At 53.7% G+C, this 22,215-nt stretch carries 24 protein-coding genes; 12 read left to right on the forward strand and 12 right to left on the reverse strand.

Features of this window, described 5'->3' with window-relative positions:
• Positions 1-53 precede the first annotated feature (53 nt).
• Positions 54-3,779: a DNA polymerase III subunit alpha gene (locus tag GYMC10_RS24405; RefSeq protein ID WP_015736989.1), complete on the reverse strand. Its 3,726-nt coding sequence runs from the start codon at positions 3,777-3,779 to the stop codon at positions 54-56.
• Between the two features lie 178 nt (positions 3,780-3,957).
• On the opposite strand from GYMC10_RS24405, the gene GYMC10_RS24410 reads away from it, so the two are divergent.
• The 3 genes from GYMC10_RS24410 to GYMC10_RS24420 all read left to right on the forward strand — a co-directional run bounded on the left by GYMC10_RS24410 (position 3,958) and on the right by GYMC10_RS24420 (position 5,173).
• Positions 3,958-4,284 (forward strand): YtrH family sporulation protein, encoded by a 327-nt coding sequence (locus tag GYMC10_RS24410; RefSeq protein WP_009595060.1) that lies wholly within the window; start codon positions 3,958-3,960, stop codon positions 4,282-4,284.
• A gap of 3 nt (positions 4,285-4,287) precedes the next feature.
• On the forward strand, positions 4,288-4,791 hold the full coding sequence (locus tag GYMC10_RS24415) for a hypothetical protein (protein ID WP_009595061.1): 504 nt from the start codon (positions 4,288-4,290) through the stop codon (positions 4,789-4,791).
• Positions 4,792-4,861: 70 nt separating this feature from the next.
• Entirely contained in the window at positions 4,862-5,173 is a 312-nt protein-coding gene (locus GYMC10_RS24420; RefSeq protein WP_009595071.1) for a YtpI family protein, read from the forward strand.
• A gap of 84 nt (positions 5,174-5,257) precedes the next feature.
• Here the strand turns inward: GYMC10_RS24420 and GYMC10_RS24425 are convergent, their stop codons facing one another.
• The 4 genes from GYMC10_RS24425 to GYMC10_RS24440 all read right to left on the reverse strand — a co-directional run bounded on the left by GYMC10_RS24425 (position 5,258) and on the right by GYMC10_RS24440 (position 8,791).
• Positions 5,258-6,592, reverse strand: coding sequence for a DRTGG domain-containing protein (locus GYMC10_RS24425; protein WP_015736990.1), 1,335 nt, complete (start codon positions 6,590-6,592; stop codon positions 5,258-5,260).
• 179 nt (positions 6,593-6,771) lie between these two features.
• On the reverse strand, positions 6,772-7,059 hold the full coding sequence (locus GYMC10_RS24430; protein ID WP_015736991.1) for a hypothetical protein: 288 nt from the start codon (positions 7,057-7,059) through the stop codon (positions 6,772-6,774).
• A 142-nt stretch (positions 7,060-7,201) separates the two neighbouring features.
• Positions 7,202-7,549 carry a YlbF family regulator gene (locus GYMC10_RS24435; RefSeq protein ID WP_015736992.1) on the reverse strand — a complete coding sequence of 116 codons (348 nt, stop codon included), beginning with the start codon at positions 7,547-7,549 and terminating at the stop codon, positions 7,202-7,204.
• A gap of 75 nt (positions 7,550-7,624) precedes the next feature.
• Positions 7,625-8,791: a DUF445 domain-containing protein gene (locus GYMC10_RS24440; protein ID WP_015736993.1), complete on the reverse strand. Its 1,167-nt coding sequence runs from the start codon at positions 8,789-8,791 to the stop codon at positions 7,625-7,627.
• Positions 8,792-8,927: 136 nt separating this feature from the next.
• Between GYMC10_RS24440 and GYMC10_RS24445 the strand changes: the two genes are divergently transcribed.
• The 6 genes from GYMC10_RS24445 to GYMC10_RS24470 are packed head-to-tail and all read left to right on the forward strand — an operon-like array spanning position 8,928 to position 15,622.
• A complete protein-coding gene (locus GYMC10_RS24445) occupies positions 8,928-10,322 on the forward strand; it encodes a YheC/YheD family protein (protein ID WP_015736994.1) in 1,395 nt (464 codons plus the stop codon).
• Between the two features lie 14 nt (positions 10,323-10,336).
• Complete coding sequence (locus GYMC10_RS24450; RefSeq protein ID WP_015736995.1) at positions 10,337-11,473, forward strand: YheC/YheD family protein; 1,137 nt, start codon at positions 10,337-10,339, stop codon at positions 11,471-11,473.
• On the forward strand, positions 11,470-12,837 hold the full coding sequence (locus GYMC10_RS24455; protein WP_015736996.1) for a YheC/YheD family protein: 1,368 nt from the start codon (positions 11,470-11,472) through the stop codon (positions 12,835-12,837). The genes GYMC10_RS24450 and GYMC10_RS24455 overlap by 4 nt, the downstream gene beginning before the upstream one ends.
• Positions 12,838-12,840: 3 nt before the next feature.
• Positions 12,841-13,947, forward strand: a complete 1,107-nt coding sequence (locus GYMC10_RS24460; protein WP_015736997.1) for a YheC/YheD family protein — start codon at positions 12,841-12,843, stop codon at positions 13,945-13,947.
• Positions 13,948-14,000: 53 nt separating this feature from the next.
• Positions 14,001-14,525 (forward strand): GNAT family N-acetyltransferase, encoded by a 525-nt coding sequence (locus GYMC10_RS24465; protein WP_015736998.1) that lies wholly within the window; start codon positions 14,001-14,003, stop codon positions 14,523-14,525.
• Positions 14,507-15,622: a YheC/YheD family protein gene (locus GYMC10_RS24470; protein ID WP_015736999.1), complete on the forward strand. Its 1,116-nt coding sequence runs from the start codon at positions 14,507-14,509 to the stop codon at positions 15,620-15,622. The genes GYMC10_RS24465 and GYMC10_RS24470 overlap by 19 nt, the downstream gene beginning before the upstream one ends.
• Positions 15,623-15,731: 109 nt before the next feature.
• Here GYMC10_RS24470 and GYMC10_RS24475 read toward each other — a convergent pair whose 3' ends face one another.
• A complete protein-coding gene (locus GYMC10_RS24475; RefSeq protein WP_015737000.1) occupies positions 15,732-16,418 on the reverse strand; it encodes an HAD family hydrolase in 687 nt (228 codons plus the stop codon).
• 183 nt (positions 16,419-16,601) lie between these two features.
• Between GYMC10_RS24475 and GYMC10_RS24480 the strand changes: the two genes are divergently transcribed.
• The gene (locus GYMC10_RS24480; protein WP_235201614.1) at positions 16,602-16,886 is read left to right on the forward strand and encodes a hypothetical protein; all 285 of its coding nucleotides are present in this window, start codon (positions 16,602-16,604) and stop codon (positions 16,884-16,886) included.
• A 15-nt stretch (positions 16,887-16,901) separates the two neighbouring features.
• Here the strand turns inward: GYMC10_RS24480 and GYMC10_RS24485 are convergent, their stop codons facing one another.
• Both GYMC10_RS24485 and GYMC10_RS24490 read right to left on the reverse strand, forming a co-directional pair.
• Positions 16,902-17,111, reverse strand: a complete 210-nt coding sequence (locus tag GYMC10_RS24485) for a DUF5957 family protein (RefSeq protein ID WP_015737002.1) — start codon at positions 17,109-17,111, stop codon at positions 16,902-16,904.
• Positions 17,112-17,118: 7 nt separating this feature from the next.
• Positions 17,119-17,511 (reverse strand): DUF6220 domain-containing protein, encoded by a 393-nt coding sequence (locus GYMC10_RS24490; RefSeq protein ID WP_015737003.1) that lies wholly within the window; start codon positions 17,509-17,511, stop codon positions 17,119-17,121.
• 180 nt (positions 17,512-17,691) lie between these two features.
• Between GYMC10_RS24490 and GYMC10_RS24495 the strand changes: the two genes are divergently transcribed.
• Both GYMC10_RS24495 and GYMC10_RS24500 read left to right on the forward strand, forming a co-directional pair.
• Positions 17,692-18,378: a response regulator gene (locus tag GYMC10_RS24495; RefSeq protein WP_015737004.1), complete on the forward strand. Its 687-nt coding sequence runs from the start codon at positions 17,692-17,694 to the stop codon at positions 18,376-18,378.
• A complete protein-coding gene (locus GYMC10_RS24500; protein ID WP_015737005.1) occupies positions 18,375-19,745 on the forward strand; it encodes a sensor histidine kinase in 1,371 nt (456 codons plus the stop codon). Before GYMC10_RS24495 ends, GYMC10_RS24500 begins: the two co-directional genes overlap by 4 nt.
• 101 nt (positions 19,746-19,846) lie before the next feature.
• Here GYMC10_RS24500 and GYMC10_RS24505 read toward each other — a convergent pair whose 3' ends face one another.
• The 4 genes from GYMC10_RS24505 to ytvI form a co-directional block, all read right to left on the reverse strand.
• The gene (locus GYMC10_RS24505; protein ID WP_015737006.1) at positions 19,847-20,416 is read right to left on the reverse strand and encodes a manganese catalase family protein; all 570 of its coding nucleotides are present in this window, start codon (positions 20,414-20,416) and stop codon (positions 19,847-19,849) included.
• Positions 20,417-20,506: 90 nt separating this feature from the next.
• Positions 20,507-20,782: a spore coat protein CotJB gene (locus GYMC10_RS24510; protein WP_009595735.1), complete on the reverse strand. Its 276-nt coding sequence runs from the start codon at positions 20,780-20,782 to the stop codon at positions 20,507-20,509.
• Between the two features lie 6 nt (positions 20,783-20,788).
• On the reverse strand, positions 20,789-21,010 hold the full coding sequence (locus GYMC10_RS24515; protein WP_015737007.1) for a spore coat associated protein CotJA: 222 nt from the start codon (positions 21,008-21,010) through the stop codon (positions 20,789-20,791).
• 148 nt (positions 21,011-21,158) lie between these two features.
• A complete protein-coding gene (gene ytvI, locus GYMC10_RS24520; RefSeq protein ID WP_009595724.1) occupies positions 21,159-22,190 on the reverse strand; it encodes a sporulation integral membrane protein YtvI in 1,032 nt (343 codons plus the stop codon).
• Positions 22,191-22,215: the final 25 nt, after the last annotated feature.

Below are 22,215 nucleotides of genomic sequence, written 5' to 3' on the forward strand. Positions count from 1 at the left end.
GTAGTGTCCTAATTGTATGCGGGAGGGATGGGAAACGTTCTTAAATTTTCATGTCACTTCACTTTAACGGTGTCTTTGCCCAGCATGCTCTCCATTTCGGCAATGAGCTCTTGCGAAGGCTTGATCCGATAGGCATCGCTGAGCGCAAGCACCTTCTGGCTTCGTTCATAAAACAACACCGTTGCCACGGGCCCGGGATGCCGCTGCAGAAGCTCTTTCAGCTTGACCAGCATCTCCGATCGCTCCGCATCGGCCGTTATTTTCACAAACACGCGCTGCTCTGCTTTAGGATTCGATGCGCCTGCTCGAGATTCCTTCCCGGACGTTCGGTTAATGCCCGAAACTTCCTTTCCGAGCGGAGGCAGGTCTTGGCCTTTCGTGGCGGCAAGCGGCTGCGCTGAATTCAGAACGGCCTTTGGTTCGCCGCCCGAAGCCGCCTGCTTGCCGGTTGCGCCCGACGCGGCGCCCCGGCCTGCTCCCTCGGCCCTGCCTCTGCCGCCCTGCGTTCCCCGGACCTTGCTCCGCCGAACGAGCTGGCCCAGGGTCTGCGCTTCAAGCGGAGCAATTTCTTCGGCCAGCAGCTTGAAGCCTTCGTCCTGCAGCTGGACCTTCGCCCGGATCGCGAGCAGGGCGCCTTTTTCAATCAGATGCGCGCTGCGCTTCCACACTTCCGGAAAGAGAACGACCTCGCAGCGCTCGATTTGATCCTCGCACTCCATGAAGGCCATCGATTTCCCCTGTTTCGTCGTTATGGTCTTCAGCGAGACCACCATGCCGGCAACCGTAGCCATCGACTCATCCTCCGCTTCATGCAGATCCATGAGCCGATCCGCTCCGGACTCCGTCAGCGTCTCTTCAAAGCCGTCCAGCGGATGACCGGACAAATACATGCCCAGCAGCTCGCGTTCGAATTCGAGCTGCTGACTTGCGGTATAAGGCGGGATGTCCGGATATTCAATGTCCCAATTCGCGGTTTCCACGAAGTCGAAGAGCTGAATCTGAAGATCATCCCGCTCCTTTCTCCACTTCACGGCCGCTTCCACCGTTTCGTCCAGCATGGCGACCAGCTGGGAGCGGTGCCCCTGCAAGGAATCGAAGGCGCCCGCCTGGATCAGGGACTCGATCACACGCTTGTTGCATACGCGGAGGTCGACGCGGCGGCAGAAATCAAGCAGGCTTTCAAACGGCTTTTCGCGCCGGATCTCGACGATATTCTCCACCGCTTGCGTTCCGACGTTCTTGATGGCGGCAAGCCCGAATCGGATCCCGCCGCCGGCCGGAGAATCGGCCTGTTTATCGCTGCCCTCGGCAGCAGTACGGCTCATGACCGGCGTAAAATACGTCCCGCTTTCGTTGACGTCCGGCGGCATGACCTCGATATCGATGCGCCGCGCCTCCAGCACGTATTCGGCTACCTTCCGATGGCTGCCCATGACGGCTGTCAGCATGGAAGCCATGAACGGAACCGGATAGTGCGCCTTAAGATAAGCCGTCTGGAAGGCCAGCACGCCGTAAGCGGCAGCATGCGCGCGCGGGAATCCGTAGTTGGCAAACCGGACGATCATGTCGTACACGCGGTTGGCCTCATCCTCGGTATAGCCCAGCTTCAGGCTCCCTGAAACGAAGTGGCTGCGCTCGCGGTCCAGCACCTCGCGTTTCTTCTTCGATACCGCTCTGCGCAGCAGATCCGCTTCCCCGAGCGAGAAGCCCGCCATTGTCGAAGCGATCTGCATAATCTGCTCCTGGTAAACGATAATGCCGTACGTATCCCCCAGAATCGGGATCAGGTCCGGATGGGGGTACTCCGGCTCGATCCGGCCGTGCTTGGCCTGAATGAACTTCGGAATAAATTCCATGGGACCCGGGCGGTACAGGGCATTCACCGATACGATATCCTCAAACACCGAAGGTTTCAGATCCTTCAGCACCCGCCGTATCCCGGCGGATTCGAGCTGAAATACGCCCGCGGTCTCCCCTCGGCCCAACATTTCGTAAGTCGCTTGGTCGTCATCCGGCACTTGTTCGAAATCAAGCTCACTGCCGGTCAATTCTTGAATCCATTTCAGCGTACGCTCGATGATCGACAGCGTCCGCAGGCCCAAAAAATCCATCTTGAGGAGCCCCACGCTCTCCAAATTCTCCATGGAATACTGCGTCAGCGCCGTCTTCTCGCTGCCTTCCTGCAGCGGCACCGCATCCGTCAAGGGCTCCCTGGAAATGACGATGCCGGCCGCATGCGTCGATGCATGGCGCGGCATGCCCTCGACCTTCATCGCCATGTCGATCAGCTCGCGTACCTTCGGCTTTGTTTCGTACTGCTCCTTCAGCTGCGGGCTTTGCTCCATCGCTCTTTCAATGCTGATGCCCAGGTGGTTAGGGATCAGCTTTGCCGCCTTGTCCACATCCCCGAACGGCACATTCAGCGCACGCCCGACGTCGCGGACGGCTGCCCTTGCGGCCATCGTACCGAACGTAATGATCTGGGCCACATGCTCTTTCCCGTATTTGTCCACCACGTAATCGATGACCTCGTCCCGGCGCTCATCGCTGAAATCGATATCGATATCCGGCATCGTGATCCGTTCCGGATTCAGGAAGCGCTCAAACAACAGCTTATATTTCATCGGATCCACATTGGTAATTTGCAGGGTATAAGCCACTAGGCTTCCTGCCGAGGAACCCCTTCCGGGTCCGACCGCGATGCCTTTCCGGTGGGCATAGGCGATGAAATCCCATACGATCAGGAAATAATCGCTGAAGCCCATGCTCTCGATAACGCCGAGCTCATAATCAAGGCGCTGCTCCAGCTCGCTGCGTTGCACTTCATCTTGCCACCGTTCCGTTTCTTCGTAGCGTTCCCGCAATCCGCTCAGGCAGAGATCCCGCAGGTATTCCGCAGCATTCTTCCCTTCCGGAAGCGAGCTGTATTCCGGCAAAATGGATTTGCCGAACTCCAGCTCCAAATGGCACTGGTCCGCAATCTTAGCCGTATTCAATATAGCTTCAGGCACATGGGGATACAGACGCTCCATGTCGCTGCCGCTCTTCAGATAGAGCTGGTTCGTCTGAATCTGCAGCCTGTCTTCATCTTCGACCGTCTTTCCCGTGCCGATGCAGATCAGGACGTCCTGAACCTCGGCATCGTTCTCGGTCAGATAATGCACATCGTTGGTCGCTACCAGCGGAATGCCGGTCTCGCGGCTCAGCTGAATCAGCTGGGGGTTCACGCGCTTCTGCTCCGGCATGCCGTGATCCTGCAGCTCCAGGTAATAATCCTCTCCAAAAATCGCCTGGTAACGGAGCGCAGCCGCCTTGGCTTCCGCCTCGCGTCCATGAAGCAGATGCTGGGGAACCTCGCCTCCCAAGCAGGCGCTGAGGCATATGATGCCTTCATGATGGGCGGCCAGCGCCTCCATATCGATTCGGGGTCTGTAATGATACCCCTCCAAATGCCCGATCGAGCACAGCTTCATTAAATTGCGATAGCCGGTCTCATTCTTGGCAAGCAAAATCAAATGATAGATCGGCTGGTCCTTGCGGCTTCCCCGCTCCTTGCGGGAGCCTGCCGTGATATAGGCCTCGCAACCGATAATCGGTTTGATGCCCTGCGCCAGGCAGGCTTTATAGAACGGAACGGCACCATACATCACGCCATGATCCGTCAGCGCCAGCGATTTCATGCCAAGCGCCGCCGCTTCCCGCACCAGGTCACCGATACGTGCCGCTCCATCGAGCAAACTGTATTCACTATGCACGTGCAAATGCACGAAAGAGCTCATCGTAACGCCTTCCTTTCGCCGGTACATGTATATTTAAAATCAACTCAGAAATATCTTAAAAAGTCTTTATACCATTTTATCATAATCCCGCTAGGCCCGCCCATAGAATGAAACTAGGGAATACGTGGACAGGCGGTTGCCTTGACATCCACCGAGAGAAGAAAGGAGACATGAGGGCATGAGCGTTTTTTTATCCAAAGCGATCCTGGATTTTTTTATAGCCTTCGGCATCGTGCTGGGGGGGGCCATGGTGGGAGGCGTGGGCGCCGTGCTGTCCCTGCAGCCCCCGACCCTGACCATGATAGAAGTGGCCGACCGGATTAAGATATGGGCGCTTGCCGCCGCCATCGGAGGCACCATTGATCCGATGCGGGTCATTGAAAGCAACATGGTAGTCGGCAATCTATCCCCTGCCATCAAGCAGGTTTTATATCTGGGTTTTGCATTTCTTGGAGCACATATGGGCAGCGAGCTGGTCAAATGGGTGTGCTCCAGCCGGAGCTGATCCATGCGCGTACCTCCGGCCCACCGATTCCGCCCCTTCTATCAGGTCGCATCCATCTTCGTGCTGGGGATGGTCGTCGGCAGCATCCTCTACAATTCGGTTTATCATGCAGCCTACAATAAATTATGGGAAACGAATCAGGAACAGCAGCTCAAAATAACGCAGTATGAAAAAGATATCGATTCGTTAAAAAAATACAATAAACAATCCACGGTCATCAAGGAAATCAAGATCCGCAGCGAACAAAACGACAGGGAGCCTCTTGATCCCGTCATCATCAAAGAGCTCGTCAGGCTTATGAGCGACGATCTGGCTGCCCTTCGCGGCCGCAACGTGTTTGATATCGATACGGACAGCAAGCTGACCCGTTCGCTCCTCAGCGACAAAATCTATACGGTCCGGGAAAAAGATTACAAGGTCCAGATCAAGACCATGCTCGTCATGGAAGGCGTGCTGCAAATCTGGGTCGGCGTCGATCATCTGGATGCAAAGTCAACGGGATCATGATACAATACATACTATTGTAAATGATCGAATCTAACAGTATGTTACCGAATATAAAGGAGCCTTCCATTCCATGATAACCGTCATCCACTATATCCTGTACATTATCCTCGTCCTGTCCGTCGTAGCTGCCGCGCTGTATAGCATTCGCGCACGGCGAGTAGCGGATCCGGTCGACCGCGGAATCCATATGTCCATGATGAACCTCTGCATGGGCATTATGCTGGTTTCCCTTTCGCTGGTGTGCATGTTCCTGTTCAGCGGCTCCACGCCCGCTGTCATTGTAGAAGCAGCGTTTTTGGTGCTTGGCGCGTTCAATATATTTGCCGGCATTCGAAGCCGCACCTATTACAGCAGACTGAAGAATTCGCGGACGGCCGGCTGAATGAAACTAAGTTGAAAAAAGGCATCCCGCATGGTCTACAAGACCAGCGGGGTGCCCTTTTTTATTAGTCGGGAGAGTTTCCCGTTAGCCGTGATCGATCGCCTGCATCGTCATGACCGCTTTGGCAATCAGGCTCGTCTGATGCTGGATTTCAATCTCCATCTTGCAGGTACGCCGGCTAAGCTCCAGCAATTTCGGCATAATGACAATCGGATCCTCGATCTGCACAGGCCGGATGAAATACGTCGACAGATGATCGAGGACATGATCCCAGCCGCTGATATCCTTGGCGGCCTTCACGGCCGCCAAGGATATCACGGTGGTGAGCACCCCTTGCGAAATCGTTCCGAGTTCCGAGGCCATTTGGGGCGTGATAAAGCCGTGGAAGAACAATCGCCCTTCCTCATCCCGATCCTCCGCAATCCCGTTCCAGATCAGCTGATCGAACGTCTCGCCAAGCTGAGGCTGGTTTCGCGCATCCCGCAGTGCGCCAAGCACCTCTTTCCGGGTGACGGTGGCAAGCAGCTTGCGGTTCCGATCCACGATCGGCAGAAAATCGATCCCTTCCCACATCATGATCTGCGCGGCCGATGCAAGGGAGGTCTTCATGCTGGCCGTCACCGGATTGCGGGTCATCGCTTTCTCGATCGGCTGGGTTTCGGCCAGCCCTTCCACGTCGCGAACCCCGACGATGCCGATGACCCGGTTCCATTCGTCCGTGACCGGGTACCGGTTTTCCCCTGTCTCCTGCGAAATCCGTTTGAATTCCTGGACGGTGACGGAGTTTTTCAACTGGTGATTCTTGGGCTTATCATGGGCGATATCCTCCACCAGCATAATTTTCTTCTTAATTAAACGGTCGAAAATGGCACGGTTGATCATGGAGGCGACCGTAAACGTGTCATGTCGGGACGAGATGATAGGCAGATCCAGCTGATCCGCCAGCAGCTTCACTTCCCGGCTCGTGCCGAAACCGCCGGTAATCAGCACGCCTGCCCCCTGCTCTAACGCCAGGGAATGGGCATCTTCGCGGTTACCGACAATCATGAGGCTTCCGGCGTCGATATAGCGGATCATGGCTTCCACCTTCATCGCGCCGATCACATACTTGTGCAGGCTTTTATTTAGCCCTTCGGCACCGCCAAGCACATGTCCTTCCACGATCTCAACGACATCGGCAAACGTAAGCTGCTCGGATATGTTCCGCGGCTTCCGTTCCACGCGAACCGTACCGATCCGTTCCTTCGTGACAACGATGCCTAGGCTTTCCGCTTCCTTCACCGCCCGGTAAGCGGTCCCCTCGCTGACGCCCATCTCCTTGGCCAGCCGCCGCACCGATATTTTGCTTCCCACCTTCAAACTTTCAATATACTGAACCAACTGCTCGTGTTTTGTAATCGTATCATCCCGAACGTCCAACTGTTACACCCCCATAACACTATCTGTACTACACTGTATCTATTATATCACGTCCGCTGACGCTCCCATACCCGTCAAATCCAAAAAAACCTCCCCTCAAGGATGGCGGATGGATAATCCAGCCGCATCGGCTTCAAGGGAGGTTTTTGTTTATCGCAGCTCTCGCTGTGATCCGGCACTTAATTGGCTTCCTGGCTCTTCTGTTCCTCAGGCCATTTCAGTTCCCACTGGCTCAATTTCTCCTTGCGGATTGCGTCCAGCGCTTTCTGCTTCGCCTCATCTACTCCGATAAGATAATAGAGATGCGAACCGATCACGAGCAGGGCAAAGCCTGCCCAGACAGCACCGAACAGCGAAACCCAAGAGAACCCGCCGGAGAATGAAATGCTCGGAAGGGCGTATATCAGCATGCCGAGTGCAACCAATAAATATGCGGTGTGTTTAAACTTGTTTTTCTTTTTTTTCATTGTAAACGCAGCTCCTCTACTCTCTGAAATCTATATTTCTACTCTATGAGGAGCTTGCGCAATTTATGAGACAAGTTTATAAAAATTTGTTCGAATTGTCTTCGAAAGTTAACCGCCGCACCATGGTTACAAACGAGATCGCTTAGGATTGGGCCTGTCCGTACAAATGCTGCAGGCTGTCCGATATAATCTTGTTCACGTCTTCGATAATGACGCTCAGACGCCGCTCGGCGTCAAACAGACGGCGGATGTTCAGGTTCAGGCTCAGCACCTCGAACTGCTTCTCCATCTTCTCCATTTCCTCTTGGGCCGGCATGTCTCCGGACATCATGCGCTGTTGAAGCTCCATCTGACGCTGACGGAAATCGTCCAGCATGCGTCTGCTCTCCGGATCCGCATCCACGAGTTTCATCGCGGATGTAATCTCTTCTACCTCCTGGCTCTCCTTCATTGCTTTTGCCAAATCATGCGCTTTGTCATAAATGTTCATTCTTGGTTCCTCCCCTATATTCGGCTAAGAAGCCGTTTTGTTCGTTCGCTTTGCCACATCTTAACTCTTAACATCTCATCTCCACAGTATCGTCAGCAGCGATTGGAGTAATCCAATGATCCCGCCCAGCAGAACCCCGAGCCAGGTAATAGCCCTGAACTCGCGGCCGGATACGCTCAGTATGACCTCTTCCAGCCGCTCGATCGGAAATTTCTCCACCTGCTCCTGAACGAGCTGCGGCAAGTTAACGGCCTTCATCGCCCCCGGGATGCTTCGCTCCAAAAAGCCCAGCCCCTTATCGAGCATTCCTGGCAGGGCTGCCTCGATAGCCGGCATGCGCGGGCCGATCGCTTCGCCAACGCGAAGAAGCTCGATCCGCTGAATCCATGTGGACCAAGGAAGCTTGTCATCCAATGTCCGGGTCAGCCACGCAAGCCCCGGCTCATCCGATGCATGTTCGATGATATCCCCGATCGGCATTTCCCCGTAATGGGACAGCTTTCCGGAGATGATGTCCGTGATGGTCTTGCGGACCTTCTCTCCCTCCAGCTGCTGGATCAGCACAGGGGTCATCTTCTGTACCAGTTTATCCTCATCCACAAAGATTGAAGCCATCGTCCCGAGAAACCCGCCCGCCTTATCGATAAGCGAAGAAGCTACGTCCGACAGCATGAGCTGCCCCTTTGCCGACAAGAGCGTATGCTTCAGCTCCTTCAGCACGGTATCGGCTGCGGCCGCGCTCCAGCCCTGGATCGTTTCCTCCGACCAGCCGGGAACGAGCTCCTTCAGCGGTTTCGCCTCAAGCCCATACCCGTGCCATATGGCAGCGGCACCTCGGGCCGTAAGCTCGCGCGCCAATTGTTCCGCCCGGACCTTCATCTGCTCCCACTGTTCGGGACTCCATACTTTCAGCGCCAAATCGCCGAAGCTCAGCTCCGATTCGCTCCATTCCTCCAGCTTCCGCCGGAGGCTTTCCTCCATCTTGCTGCGGAACACCGGCCTGCGAATCAGATCCTGCAGGCCCTCGCTTGTCACCAGGTAATCCGAAACCACATGCCCCAGCGATTCGGCAATCTCGTCCTTGCGCTTGGGGATGAGCCCCGGGGTAAAGGGTACGCGGCGGCCCAGGATGATTTTTTCTTCGCGGGGATGAAACAGCATTTTTATCGCAAAGTGGTTCGTTACGCCGCCAACAAAAGCAGCAACGCACACGTTCACCAAAATAAACAGCCAGTTCTGCATTTTCAGCACTCCTTTTTCCCGAGCAGTACAATCACCAAGGGATATATGTCCTCATATGATGCATTACATGCAATGATCAGATGAAGTCTTCGTCTGTTCACTTAAGTATCCAGTTGTTGTCGGAAGGAGATCCATCATGCGCAAATCCAAGATCAAATCCAACACCAAATCCAAGATATCGGTTCAATTAATCCGCTCAGCCCAGCTTCCGGATAACGATATCAAGCTTGGTGACCGGCTCATAAGACAGCTCCGTATCCCGACAGATTCACCGATACAGCTTGCCTTTGGCTCCTTCAAGCAGGAAATCCGCGTTACTTCAGGAGGAAAATCGAACACGCTGGCCCTAAGCCCCACCATATTCAGCAGTTCGGAACTGCTTCCTCGCACCACGATGAATGTCAGATATTATCCAACGGAAAAAATGCTGAAGCTCGGTCCGCTCATCGGTGTCATGGTCAGCCGCTTTTTACCGGATGAACCTGATAAACCTTTCGGGTCGATTTCGGCTTTCTGTTTGGAAATGGTAAACGCGGCCAAGAAACAAGGCGCATATGTGTACTTTTTCACCCCTGACATGATCGGTTCGAACCCGTCAACACTTGAAGCAATTATCTATGACGCGGGTTGGAAAAAGCGCAGCGTTCCAGCTCCGGACGTCATTAATAACCGGCTGTCTACCCGCAAACTGGAGAATAGTCCTAGCGTACAGCATTTTATGAGAGAAGTAAAATCACGATTCGGCACCCACATCTTTAACGAGAAATTCCTCGATAAATCCGATGTCTTCGAGGCGCTCGGACCCGATGCGAAGCTCCAAAAATATTTGCCGGAATCCTATTTGCTCAGCGGTTATCCGACTCTCAAAAAAATGTGCACCACGTATCGGACGGTCTTCCTGAAACCGGTGCGGGGAAGTCTGGGAAAGGGAATCATCCGGATATCCCGGCAAGAGAACGGCCATTACCAAACGATGACGACATCTCTTGAAGGATCCAAGAAGAGCACCTACTCCTCGCTTCCAAAGCTGTTCAGCAGCTTATCCGGAAAAATAAAAAAAACGCGTTATCAAATTCAGCAAGGATTGGATTTAATCCGCATCAACCGGCGAAACGTCGATTTTCGCGCGCTTGTTCATAAAGACAAAAACGGCAAATGGGCAGTGACCTCGGTCGTGGCCCGAATTGCCGGCGGAAACCACTTTGTCTCCAATCTCGCCAGAGGCGGTACGCTATCTTCCGTCAAGGACGCGCTGGCCATGAGCAGCATTCCGTTATCCTCCAAGCAAACGGCTCCCGCCCGAATGAACCAAGCGGCGCTCGATATCGCTCATGGATTGGAGGCTGCCATTCCTTATCACTTCGGAGAGCTGGGCATCGACTTGGCGATTGATACCTCGGGACGCATTTGGCTTCTGGAGGTCAACTCCAAGCCTTCCAAAGGCGAAAACGCGCCATTGAATGCCGACTCCAAAGTAAGGCCGTCTGCCGTACGACTCGTTCAATACTGTCAATACTTGACGGGTTTGTAAAAAAGGAGAACCTTATGTCCTCAAAGATAATAGGCACCCTGGGTGTCATGGCATGCCGCAAACCGGGCTTCCCACCGTTTGCCGAGAAGCAATTTCTCCGCGAGCTAAGCTTGAAGTCCGAGGGACTCGGCATGCAGGTATTTGTTTTTTGTCCGGATGATGCCTCACCTGCTTCAGGCGCGGACAGCGCCGCGGACAGGATAAAAGGATATCGCTTCAATCCGGAAGAGGGCTGGAGCACCGGCAACTTCCCGCTTCCTGACATCGTCTATGACCGTTGCCTGCACCGAAACGGCGAGGAAACGGCCGCAGCCGGTGAACTTCTGAACCGAATGTCACAGCTTGGCGTTAAGCTGTGGTCACGCGGTCTGCCGGGCAAGCAGAAGGTTCATCAGCTGTTAAAGCGCTCCTCAGCCATCAAGCCTTATTTGCCGGCAACCTTAAGTTATACGGGAGCCGAATCCCTCAGCCGGGCTTTGCTCGCCTTTGGCGGACGTCTCTTCATGAAGCCAAGCGGAGGCTCTCAGGGCCGTCACACCTTGTACCTCGCGTTGACAGATCAACAGCGTGTCAGACTGCAAGGAAGGGATCGGAGCAATCGCATGTTCCTGCATACCATTCCCGTGCATGAGATGAACGAATGGGTGAGAGGTTTTACCGGCCGCCGCCGGTTTATCATTCAGCCCTTCCTGAAGCTTCGCAACGGTAACGGGCACCCGTACGATATCAGGTCATTGGTTCAAAAGAATGATCGCGGCATATGGTCCGTCACAGGAATCGCTGTTAGGCAAGGAGCCGACCAAGGATTAACCTCAAACCTTCATGGCGGAGGCACGGCATTTCCCGCCCTCCCCTATCTAACGACCGATTTCGGAGAAGAAAAGGCCACGGGGATCATGCGGACCATCCGGGATTTGTCCGCTCAGCTTCCAGCTCTGCTGGAGGAAGGATTCGGCCGGCTCGGCGAGCTGGGAATCGATTTTGGCGTCGATACCAGCGGACGGGTCTGGATCCTGGAGGTCAACTCCAAACCTGGCCGACGCGCATTTACACTAACGGGAGATGGTCACGCAGCCCGGCTGTCCGTCGAACATCCGATTCAATACGCCCGTTATTTATTGCTTCGACAACTTAGGAGGGTAAATACATGAGTTTGAATTTCGGAAATATTCATTTCTCGCAGCAGCCCGAAAAAGTCGTCTTTTTATCCGGTTCGCTTCTCAAGAGCCTGGGGCTATCAAGCAAGAAATCGATAAAGCTTCGCATTGGCACCAATTCCGTGTCCGCTGCCCTGAAACCGATCGAACGGTCGGGAAAGCACATCTATTTAAGCAGCGGAGTCCGAAACAGCGTCAACGTTCCCAGACAGGGTCCTGTGTATATCCAGTCCCCCCGGGAAGGAGAACTTGAACTCGGGCCCGTGGTCGGGGTTCTGTCCGACGGCCCCCCGAATCCGTCCAGTCCTTTTGGAGCCCGCACTTCGTATATCCGGCAGCTGCTTCGCGAAGGCAACAAAAAAATGTTCGTATATGCCTTTGCCCCACGGGATATCAACTGGCAGCGCGAAACCGTTCATGCCTATATGCTTGGTTCCGGCGGCGGCTTCATTCGCAAGACCGTTCCTCTTCCTGATGTCGTTTATAACCGCCTACCGAGCCGGAAAACCGACTTCTCCCCTTTTACCAACCAACTGAGGGACCGGTTCGGCAAACGCAACATCAAATTCTTCAATTGGGCGTTCTTCAATAAATCGGATGTCTACTCGCAGCTGGACGGTGACCTGCAGGCGGGCAAATATTTGCCGGAAACCTACAACAATCCTAGTCCCGAGCGGATTAAGGATATGATGGAACGCCATCATTTCGTATATTATAAGCCTTCTGCCGGAAGTTTAGGCCTTGGCATCTACCGGTTAACCTATCTTCCCAAAAAAGGATACTATGCCCGCTATCACGGAAACGGCGGCAACACGCTGCTCAAATTCCCGAACTTTAGCAGTCTGATGCGGATGCTTCAGGCAAAGCACGGTGCCAAGCTGAAGAGCTACGTCATCCAGCAAGGAATCCGTCTCATTGAAATCGACGGATGTCCCATCGACTTCAGGTTCCATATGCATAAGAACAGCAGAAACCGTTGGGCCGTGGTCGGCATCGGCGCCAAAAAAGCCGGACGCGGCAGCGTCACCACGCATATCAAGAACGGCGGCTCGCTGATGACGCCGGAACTGGCGCTCTCCCGCGCTTTTGGAACCAGATCCCGTGAGGTGCTAGAGCGCGCCAAGGAAGCCGCCATTACGATGTCGGAAGCGATCGAGAATCACCACCCGCATCTGTTAGGGGAAATCGGGTTCGATATCGGCATAGACGATAACGAGAGAATCTGGATGTTTGAAGCGAATTCGAAGCCGGGCAGATCGATTTTCAGCCACCCTTCACTTAAAGCGGAAGGAAGAGCATCAGTCGAGCATATTTTTGATCACAGTTTGTATCTGAGCGGCTTCCACAGGGGGGAATGATTCGTGATCAGCCGAGTGGAGAGTGATGGAAGACCGGTTGTAGCAATCTTGACCATGCATGATACTCAAACCATGTTCAGAGGCAACCGGCAAAACTTTCAGGAAATCATCAAGACAGGAAAAGATATGGGGTTTCTGGTCTATGTGGTCACGGTACGCGATCTGAAGCTTGATACGGATGCTGTCAAAGGTTATATGCTGTTGAGCGACCATTCCTGGGAGCAGAGGTTATGTCCTCTGCCCCAGGTTATCTATAACCGGATTCCATACCGTGAGGATGAAGCGCTGCCGTGGGTTCGCCGCAAAATCAAGGAATGCCAAAGGCATCCCCATATCGACCTCTACAACCCACATTTCTTTAATAAGTGGAGACTGTTCGCTTGGCTGAACAAATCGCGGTTAACCAAGCAATGGACTCCTCTAACCAAGCGCTTGAAGGGGTATCCGACTTTATACGAGATGATGAAGCGGAAGCCCTACCTGTATCTAAAACCGGAGGATGGCAAAGCCGGTCAAGGAATTATGAGGATTCGGTACCAGAAAAACAAATCGCTCCCCTACCGCATCCAGATTCAGAACAACAAAAACAGTACCACGTACAAAGCGGCTTCCTTGGAAAGGCTCTGGAGCCGGGTTTATCAGGAAACCAAAGGAAGCTCATACCTTATTCAGCAGGGAATCGAGCTGGCTCAGGTCCATGGCCGCTCCTTTGATCTCCGCATTCTTGTGCAAAAGAACGATTCGGGTTCCTGGGCGGTCACGGGAATCGGAGCACGCATGGCAGGGGCCAAGAGCATAACCACGCATGTTCCCCGCGGGGGAACGATTGAGGACCCGGAGAAGCTGCTGCCGATCGTATTCGGTCCGGAACGTTCCGATGCCATCCTGGGCGAGGTTAGAAAGGCAGCCGTGCATATGGCACGGCAGATTGAGAAATGCTCCGGGCAGATCCATGGGGAGATGTCCATGGACCTCGGAATCGATAACGAAGGCATCCTTTGGTTCTTCGAGGCGAATTCAAGACCGATGAAATTTGACGAACCGGCGATCCGCAAAAAATCACTGGAGCGGATTTTTCAATATTCCGACTATCTGATCAAGCAAAAGTAAATCTTGCTCGGTCTCAAGCACCGGTCAAAGATGTACGGAAAGGAGGGGATCATGTGGAAATCTCATGTCTCTCTCTCGCAAGCCCGGAAGAATGGCCGCATGCCAGACAGCAATGCAGCGAGTTCTTCCGGCGTTACAGCAACAAACGTCTAACCCGCGAAGGTTATCAGCGTCTGGCATCGTTATCCTACGACGAGCTGCTGCAGCCCGGCACTTCGATCGTGGCAGCAACGGTTCGGGGCGATATCGGGCGCATACCGGTGGGGATTTGCTTTGCGGCGGATTATGGAGAAAGTGCCTGTATGATTGCTGTACACCCTCTATACCGCAACCGGCAAATCGGTTCTTCCCTGATCCGCTCGCAATTATCCAGGTTCGGGCGGCTGCGATGCAAAGTGGCTGCAGATCATACGGCAAGTTTGCAAATGTGCTTTCATGCAGGGATGCAGGCCATTGCTCTTGAGCAGGGTCCGACAGGAAAACCTACGCTCATTATGAGCGGAATCCTGCCCCTGCACCAACCATTTAATGCTGACTCTATTCAAGAAGGTGAACCTCTGTGTCGAAACCCGTCTTAGGTATTATGACGCTTTACTTGGATGAACGGAAAAAGCTGGAGGAACGGCATATCTACGAGCATATGATCAAGGAAGGAAAGGCAATGGGGCTGGACGTCTACGTCTTCACCCCCGCCGAGGTCAACAGCGCCCAAGGGCTGATCAACGCCATGGAATACGACCCTGACCACCAAAGATGGAGCCGGAGGTGGCGGTCGTTTCCCGACATGATCTTTGACCGCTGCCGCATTCAAAAGAGCCCGCGCTTTCAACAGCTGCTGCGCTTTCGTTCCCGCTACCGGTACTTGCTGTTTCTGAACCGGCCGCTGCGCAACAAATGGACGATTCATCAAATACTGTCCACCAAAAAACGCTTCCGGCCCCATCTGCCGGACACCCGGATCGTTACGAGCACCAGTGACATTCACCGGATGCTCCATGTTCACCCTGTCGTTTATTTTAAGCCGATCAACGGAACGGGCGGACGCGGAATCCTGCGGATTGCGAAGGTGCCGGGCGTTACGGGCATGTATGAAATCCGGGGACGCAATTCCAATCGGAGCATCATTAAACCGAAACGGATGCCATCGGGCCATTTGGCGCAATATTTATCGGGCTGGGGCAATAAAGACCGATATCTCGTCCAAGAGGGAATACAGCTGGAGCTGCCGGACGGAAGAGTGCATGACTACCGAATGCTCGTGCAGAAAGACGGAGCCGGTCAATGGCAGGTGACCGGCTGCGTGGGACGCGTCGGGGCGCCGAAGAGCGTAACCTCCAACCTGCATGGCGGCGGAAGCGCGACGATGATGGAAGAATTGTTAAGCAAATGGATCGCAGATCCGGCAAAGCGCGCCAGCATCCGCGAGGAAGCCGATTCCCTCGGCGTGGCCATAGCCCAATTTCTGGACGGACAATATGGAGGCTTGTGCGAGCTTGCGCTGGATCTGGCAGTGGATAAAACCGGAAGGGTTCTTCTCCTCGAGGTGAATCCTAAGCCATCAAGGGAAGTATTCTCCCAGATCGGCGATATGGCTGCCTACCGCGAATCCATGGTGAAGCCCTTAGAATATGCCATGTGGGTATACAGTCAAAAAAAATCCGCGAAGAATGCTTAAGACCAAACCCTGGAGAATCGAATACTAGAATCCGAAAACACGCACAAAGGCTGTTTCCAAGAGGGTTGCTTACTACCCTTGGAAACAGCCTTTGTGACTCCTATCCAATCTACTCGGCTTGGTCATGAAGCTTCAGCAGCTGTGAAAAAGAATGGATGACAACGTCCGATCCCTTCAGCTCCTGATCCTCGCCAAAACCTGCATAGCGGCAGCCAATGACGGTTTGTCCGTTCTCTTTGCCTGCCTCCACATCCGATGACCGGTCTCCTACCATCCAGGCATCCTTGATTTCATGCTGATCCAGCAGCAATTTGACCAAATCCACCTTCGAAGCCGTTCCGTGCTCTCCGGCACTGTAGACTCCTTCAAAGAGCGGCATAAGCCCCCTCGCTTGGGAGATGCCCTTCACGTAATCCTCCAGGCCGTTGCTGGCAACAAACAATCGGACGCCGCGCCGATGAAGCTCCTCCAGCGTCTCCTTCACCTCAGGATACAAAACGGCTGCTTCATCGCTTAAACCTTCGAGCTCCAGCTGCAGCAGCAGCTCGTTTGCACGGTTATGGGCTGCCGGCGTCGCATCCGGTATGACCTTCTTCCAAATGTCTTCGAGCAGCATCCCCAGACATCCAAGCATGAGCTCCTCATCCGGCGTTTCTCCTTCGTGGTGCCCCTCTTCGCGCAGAATGTCGAACAATTTGTGATAGGCGGGCAGCAGCAGGGTCTCCGTCTGAAACAGCGTTCCATCCATGTCAAATATCATCGCTTCCGGCTTGATTAACGTAGCTGTTTTTTCCAATTTTGTCCTTCCCTTCGCTCCATATAATCTGATTCTAGTCTAATCTCCCCTCATCATATAGGAACCATATCACATCTGCAAATCCCATTCCCCCATAACTGCTGCTTTTGGTCTATATCATCATGCGTAACCAAGGAGGCTTTAACGTTGTTATATATACAATAAGTTCGAAGAAAGGAGAGGATGAACTTGCCGGAAACAAGGGAGTCTGGTGAAGCATCGGCCATCGGGCTGCTGGAAGCCGAACTGCTGGCAGAGCTGGACCGGTATGATCCCCGTGAGCAAGCCGCCATTCTCAAGCGGATGGTTAACCGGCTTAAGAAGGGCCGATATGTCCGAAGCCCGATCGCCCTGGTGAAGGAGATGGTTCGGACGCCGCTCGTATGGTACCTGTTGTCCCTGGGGTTTGCGATACCGATCCTGTTCTATATCTTGTTCGTTTGGATCTCGCTGGCGGTTGAAGGGTAACGCCGGAACGAAGCGTTATTGTTCAAATTCCGGGCGCGGCCGCCAGATCATTAACGTAGCGGCGTACCATGCCGAGGTAACAAACGGCAGATATTTGAGACCCTTCAACCCGTCCTCGTCTCCTCCAAATACCATGTGCGACGTAATGGCGATCACTGCATTCAGAACGATCCCGCCTGCAAAACCTCCGAATAAAGCCATAACCAGCACGGCAAGGCTTCTCATGTTCGTATTACCCCTTCTGTTCCTGTCGATAGGACGGGAGTACACCACGTGCCGTATCCACGGCAAGCCAGAACAATCCGATGGCAATGACCGGATGCCATGCCCCTGCGCCAGGCAGGTTCGCCGTGAGGTATTGGCTGAAGACCAATAACAACAGAGCCAGTGATCTCCATTTATACGGGGCGGGCAGTTTGCCTGCAAAACCAAATATCAGCATGAGCAGCGGCACGATTTCAAAAAAATGGACAAACAGGGTGTGGCTTCTCCACATCGATCCGTCGTGAAACAGCGCCATGCCGGCAATAAACGTCTGAACAGCAATACAAACAACAAATAACCATGCCAGCCCTAACGAAATCCATACGGCCAGCGGTGTTTTTCTTACAGCTTGTTGCGTCATGTCGATATCCCTCTCTCGATTCAAAAATTTTTACGAGATCATCCTATCATCGAAATGTTGCGATCTTGTGATGATGGCTTGCGGATTCCGTGAAATTTTCCAATTGCGGCTGGAAACCGTATATAATGGGGTGGATTTACCGCTGAACCTAACGAATCAATGGAAAGGCAGGATGCTTGCATGGCACATACCTTGCTTCTTGTGGACGATGAACGGAAAGTCATTGAATTTATGGAGCCGTTCCTCCGGCAGGAGGGATTTCACATCATTACCGCTTCGACCGGCACGGAGGCTTTGGCCAAAGCGAGAGAAGCCAAGCCGTCGCTGGTCGTATTGGATTGGATGCTTCCGGAATTAAGCGGCATTGAAGTATGCCGGGAGCTCAGAAAATCAAGCCGTGTCGGCATCATTATGGTTACCGCCCGGATTGAGGAAACCGATAAGCTGATCGGGCTGGAGGTAGGCGCAGACGATTACATGACCAAACCTTTCTCCCTGCGAGAGCTGGCTGCGCGTATCCGGTCGGTCCTTCGCAGAATAGAAGGCGAATCGGTTACTGAAGAAATGCTTAAGCGCGGCGATTTAACGATCTCGGAAACCCAATGCCGGGTATGGAAACATGACCGGGAGATCCCGCTTACGCCTACCGAATTCAAGCTGCTCCTGACCCTTGCTTCCAGGCCTGGCGTGGTATACAGCCGTCTGCAGCTGCTTCAGGCGGCCATGGAGGATGATATCCACAATGATGAACGGACCGCGGACGCCCATATTAGCCGGATTCGCAAAAAAATCGAAGATGACCCGGCCGAGCCCGTTTTTATCAAAACGGTGTATGGTTTCGGTTACCGGTTTGAGCAGCAGCCATGAGCGTGGGCCGCAAAATCTTCATCGTCCTCTCGTCGTTCATTATCGGTTTCAGCACCGTCTTCGTCCTTCTTACTTATATCGTGATCCGCGATTCCATGGATGTCATGCTGCAAACCTCGCGCGAAGAAGAGCTGGATCAGCTCCAGGACCGGCTGGTCGGCTACTACGTAAAGAATGGGCATACTTTTCGTGCCGTTCAGGATCAGGCATGGTTAGCGGACAGTCCCCGATCGGCTGACCGCCAGGAGAGCATCCTGCTGGTATCAGGGGAACAAACGACCCTCTTGCATGAGGGGGAGGCTGTAGAGCAGCTGATCAAACGTCTGGGGGTAAAGCGGACGTTGCATGTTCAAGGCGACGCGGTCGCAGAGCTGTATTATTATGATACGGATGTGGCAAACCTGACCAAGCTTCGGATCGGAACGCCCACATCCATCATCATTCTACTGGGCGGAGGCACCATCCTCTTCGTCCTGCTATCCCTCGGGGCGGCATACTGGATATCGCGAAGGCTCACGGCGCCCCTGCGCAAGCTCGTCCCGGCCATCGAACGCCTCGGTCAAGGCGAGTACGGCATTCAGGCCCCCATAACCTCGGAGGACGAATACGGGAGGGTCGCCGTCGCTTTCAACGGAATGTCTTCCAGGCTCGAACAATCGGAAATGGTCCGCCGCAATTTGGTGGCTGACGTCGCCCATGAGCTTCGAACACCGCTGACCATCGTGAGGGGAAAGCTGGATCTGCTTCAACAGAATCGGCAGCCGATCGAGCCCGAACTGCTGCTTCCCATCCAGGACGAATTGATTCGCTTAACCCGGCTCGTGGGTGACCTCCATCAATTATCTTTAGCCGAAGCCAAGCAGCTGCCGCTGGTTCGGAAGCCGACCGATATGGTGGTTCTGCTGAGCCAAATCCGGGAACGGGTAGAGCCTGAGGCGGAGGCCAAAAACTTGTCCCTGCAACTGACCTGCGCTACGGAACGCACCTCCGTACCCGTTGATCCAAGCCGAATCACCCAGGTGTTTCTGAATCTGTTCGTCAACGCGATCCGGTATACGCCCCATGGCGGGCTTGTCCATGTTTCGCTGTTAGAGGAGTCCCCATCCGGCATGCTTCGGATTGATATTCGGGATACGGGCCCAGGGATTGAAGAAGAGCATCTTCCTTATCTCTTTAACCGCTTCTACCGCACGGATGAAGCGCGTGCGCGGCATCAAGGCGGCATGGGACTAGGTCTTGCGATTGCCAAGGAATTCATCGTGTCTCATGGAGGCACGATTCAGGCAGAGAGCAAGCCGGGGCAGGGTACCACCTTTACGGTCCGGCTGCCGTATCATGATTCGGACCAGGAGCTGCGCGGGACCTAATGGCCGCCATATCTTCCTTCCACCATAAACAGGCCCGGCCGCTATCGGCCGGGCCTGTCATGAACGATTCACTTGCAGGTGGGGCTAACGATGTACGCACCCTAGAATATTTTTTTCGTTTCCCGATCTTCCTTGATAATCTCAACGGCCTCCCGGAAGCGGAGGGAATGAATGATTTCCCGTTCCCGCAAAAATTTGAGACTGTCCTGCAAATCCACGTCGTCGGTCATGTCGATAAGCCATTGATATGTAGCGCGCGCCTTCTCTTCTGCCGCAATGTCCTCGTACAAATCCGCAATCGGATCTCCTTTGGCTTGAATATAGGTTGCCGTCCACGGTACGCCGGCGGCGTTCTCATAATACAGCGCATGATCGTGATTGGCATAGTGCGCGCCCAATCCGGCTGCCTCGAGCTCCGACACGCTTGCATCCTTCGTCAATTTGTACACCATCGCGGCAATCATCTCGAGATGTGCGAATTCCTCGGTTCCGATATCGTTGAGCAATCCGATCACTTTGTCTGGAATCGTATACCGCTGGTTCAGATAACGCAGCGCGGCGGCCAGCTCGCCGTCAGCGCCTCCATATTGCTCCATCAAAAATTTTGCCATTCTCGGATCACATTTACTTACGCGCACCGGATACTGAAGCTTTTTTTCATATACCCACATGGGCTCTTCCGCCTCCTTGTTCTCGCTTTTCCTCTTCGTGAGGGCTGCATGCAGGTGGTGAAGCAAGCAGCAGCCCGCTGGCCAACGCCGTCAAACCTGCCAAGGCCACGGGCCTTGGGCCCATTCGAACGGGTACTTGGAAAAAGCACGGCCAAAATTTTGCAGGGGCCCATACAACTCTTGGAATTGCTTCGCGAGCACCGTCCTTTCCTGCGTCAGCTTGTTGAATTGCTCGATGCTCTTGAGATCATCCGGATGGGTGTCCAAATACAGGTTCAGCTCCACCAGGACAAAATCCAGGGCCTGAAGCTGCTCCAGCATTTCGTAATACTTCCGATCTCCAACCTGGGGTCTGGCTTCGTTCACGGCCGATCACTCTCCTTTAAATTTTCGCGAGGTATACGGGCTATACAAGGACGGCCATAACGTTCCGTGTCTCAATGCCTCGGCAGGGCTAAACTGCGGCAGGCCGGGCGGCTGAAACACGACATACTGGTTAACCGGCACCACATACGTTCTGTAGAGCTTGGGCGGGCATGGATCAAATGGCGAATGAAATACCGGGTATACGCGCACCTCAGGGTTTTCCTTCAAGGGTATTCCTCCTTATCGTTACTATCCGTCGTTATCAAGGGCTCTTCGTATTTAACATATGTCTTCCGCCCAGAAAATGAACTCTAAAATGACAAAAAAACCCTCTTCCCTGGAATATTCCCGGGAAAAGGGTTGCATCAAGTTGTCCTCAGAATTTGATCTTGATTTGGAACAAGCCCGCTTTACGCATGGCGGAATAGATAATGACGACCAGGGGGCCGATAAAAAATCCGATCACGCCAACCAGCTTAAATCCGACATACATGCTGACCAGGGCCGGTAATGCGCCGATGCCGACGGCATCCCCAATGACCTTCGGCTCCAGCACGCGGCGGATCACCGTAATCAGAATGAACAGGAAAATCAAGCCGATCCCAGTAAAAATATCGCCTACCGCGAGCAGGTAAATGGACCATGGGATCAGTACGGAGCCTACGCCAAGGATCGGCAGGATGTCGACAATCGTGACAAGCAGGGCGATGGCAAGCGGGTAATTGATACCTAATACCAGCAAGCCGAGCAGCGTGATCACGTACGTGAACAAACTGAGGATCAGCTGGGCCCGTAAAAAGCCGAATATCGATTTTTTCAGGCTGAGCAGCACTTCATTCACCTGCGACTGGGAAGACTCGTCGAACAGCGACAAGACCTTTTCGCGCATCGTATCGAGGCTGAACGCAAACAAGTATACCGCCACGCAGAATACGATGAACGTGACAAACAGGTTAGGCAGCGTTTTGGCAAAGGACAGGAAGGTTGAAGATACCGAATTGACCAGCGACTGCACATAGGAAGAAATATTCGACATAAATTCGGTAAGACTGTCGGCAAGGCCCGGCGAAACGCCGTTCAGCATGTCCTGAGCCTGAATAATCGTATGCTGAAGGAATTCATTGGCCCCCGCAAAATATTGCGGAGCCCTGCTCCAGTATTCGACCAGCTGGTTAAACACCTGAAGCCCGATCAGATAAGCCAGAAGCAGCATCAAGAGAAGAAATAGCGTGCTGGTCACGGTTGCGGCCGCAATGCGGTTCAGCCGGAGCCGTTTCATCAAGAGCCGATTTAACGGCTCTAGTGCAATAGCAATCACGATAGCCAACAGGAACGGAGCTCCGACCGTAAACATTCCGTACAGCAACAGGAGCCCCAGACCGATAAAGATCAGCTGCTTAATCGACATAATCCACTTCCTAACAAATAGAGTC

The organism is Paenibacillus sp. Y412MC10 (genome assembly GCF_000024685.1).
Lineage (GTDB): Bacteria > Bacillota > Bacilli > Paenibacillales > Paenibacillaceae > Paenibacillus_AQ > Paenibacillus_AQ lautus_A.

What these genes read in the sequence shown, in the direction of transcription:
- GYMC10_RS24500 (WP_015737005.1), top strand. Translation starts at nt 18,375, where the DNA reads ATGAGCGTGGGCCGCAAAATCTTCATCGTCCTCTCGTCGTTCATTATC.
- GYMC10_RS24435 (WP_015736992.1), bottom strand. Translation starts at nt 7,549, where the DNA reads ATGAACATTTATGACAAAGCGCATGATTTGGCAAAAGCAATGAAGGAG.
- GYMC10_RS24420 (WP_009595071.1), top strand. Translation starts at nt 4,862, where the DNA reads ATGATAACCGTCATCCACTATATCCTGTACATTATCCTCGTCCTGTCC.
- GYMC10_RS24405 (WP_015736989.1), bottom strand. Translation starts at nt 3,779, where the DNA reads ATGAGCTCTTTCGTGCATTTGCACGTGCATAGTGAATACAGTTTGCTC.
- GYMC10_RS24450 (WP_015736995.1), top strand. Translation starts at nt 10,337, where the DNA reads ATGTCCTCAAAGATAATAGGCACCCTGGGTGTCATGGCATGCCGCAAA.
- GYMC10_RS24455 (WP_015736996.1), top strand. Translation starts at nt 11,470, where the DNA reads ATGAGTTTGAATTTCGGAAATATTCATTTCTCGCAGCAGCCCGAAAAA.
- GYMC10_RS24505 (WP_015737006.1), bottom strand. Translation starts at nt 20,416, where the DNA reads ATGTGGGTATATGAAAAAAAGCTTCAGTATCCGGTGCGCGTAAGTAAA.
- GYMC10_RS24410 (WP_009595060.1), top strand. Translation starts at nt 3,958, where the DNA reads ATGAGCGTTTTTTTATCCAAAGCGATCCTGGATTTTTTTATAGCCTTC.
- GYMC10_RS24445 (WP_015736994.1), top strand. Translation starts at nt 8,928, where the DNA reads ATGCGCAAATCCAAGATCAAATCCAACACCAAATCCAAGATATCGGTT.
- ytvI (WP_009595724.1), bottom strand. Translation starts at nt 22,190, where the DNA reads ATGTCGATTAAGCAGCTGATCTTTATCGGTCTGGGGCTCCTGTTGCTG.
- GYMC10_RS24490 (WP_015737003.1), bottom strand. Translation starts at nt 17,511, where the DNA reads ATGACGCAACAAGCTGTAAGAAAAACACCGCTGGCCGTATGGATTTCG.
- GYMC10_RS24415 (WP_009595061.1), top strand. Translation starts at nt 4,288, where the DNA reads ATGCGCGTACCTCCGGCCCACCGATTCCGCCCCTTCTATCAGGTCGCA.
- GYMC10_RS24495 (WP_015737004.1), top strand. Translation starts at nt 17,692, where the DNA reads ATGGCACATACCTTGCTTCTTGTGGACGATGAACGGAAAGTCATTGAA.
- GYMC10_RS24480 (WP_235201614.1), top strand. Translation starts at nt 16,602, where the DNA reads ATGAACTTGCCGGAAACAAGGGAGTCTGGTGAAGCATCGGCCATCGGG.
- GYMC10_RS24485 (WP_015737002.1), bottom strand. Translation starts at nt 17,111, where the DNA reads ATGAGAAGCCTTGCCGTGCTGGTTATGGCTTTATTCGGAGGTTTTGCA.
- GYMC10_RS24430 (WP_015736991.1), bottom strand. Translation starts at nt 7,059, where the DNA reads ATGAAAAAAAAGAAAAACAAGTTTAAACACACCGCATATTTATTGGTT.
- GYMC10_RS24440 (WP_015736993.1), bottom strand. Translation starts at nt 8,791, where the DNA reads ATGCAGAACTGGCTGTTTATTTTGGTGAACGTGTGCGTTGCTGCTTTT.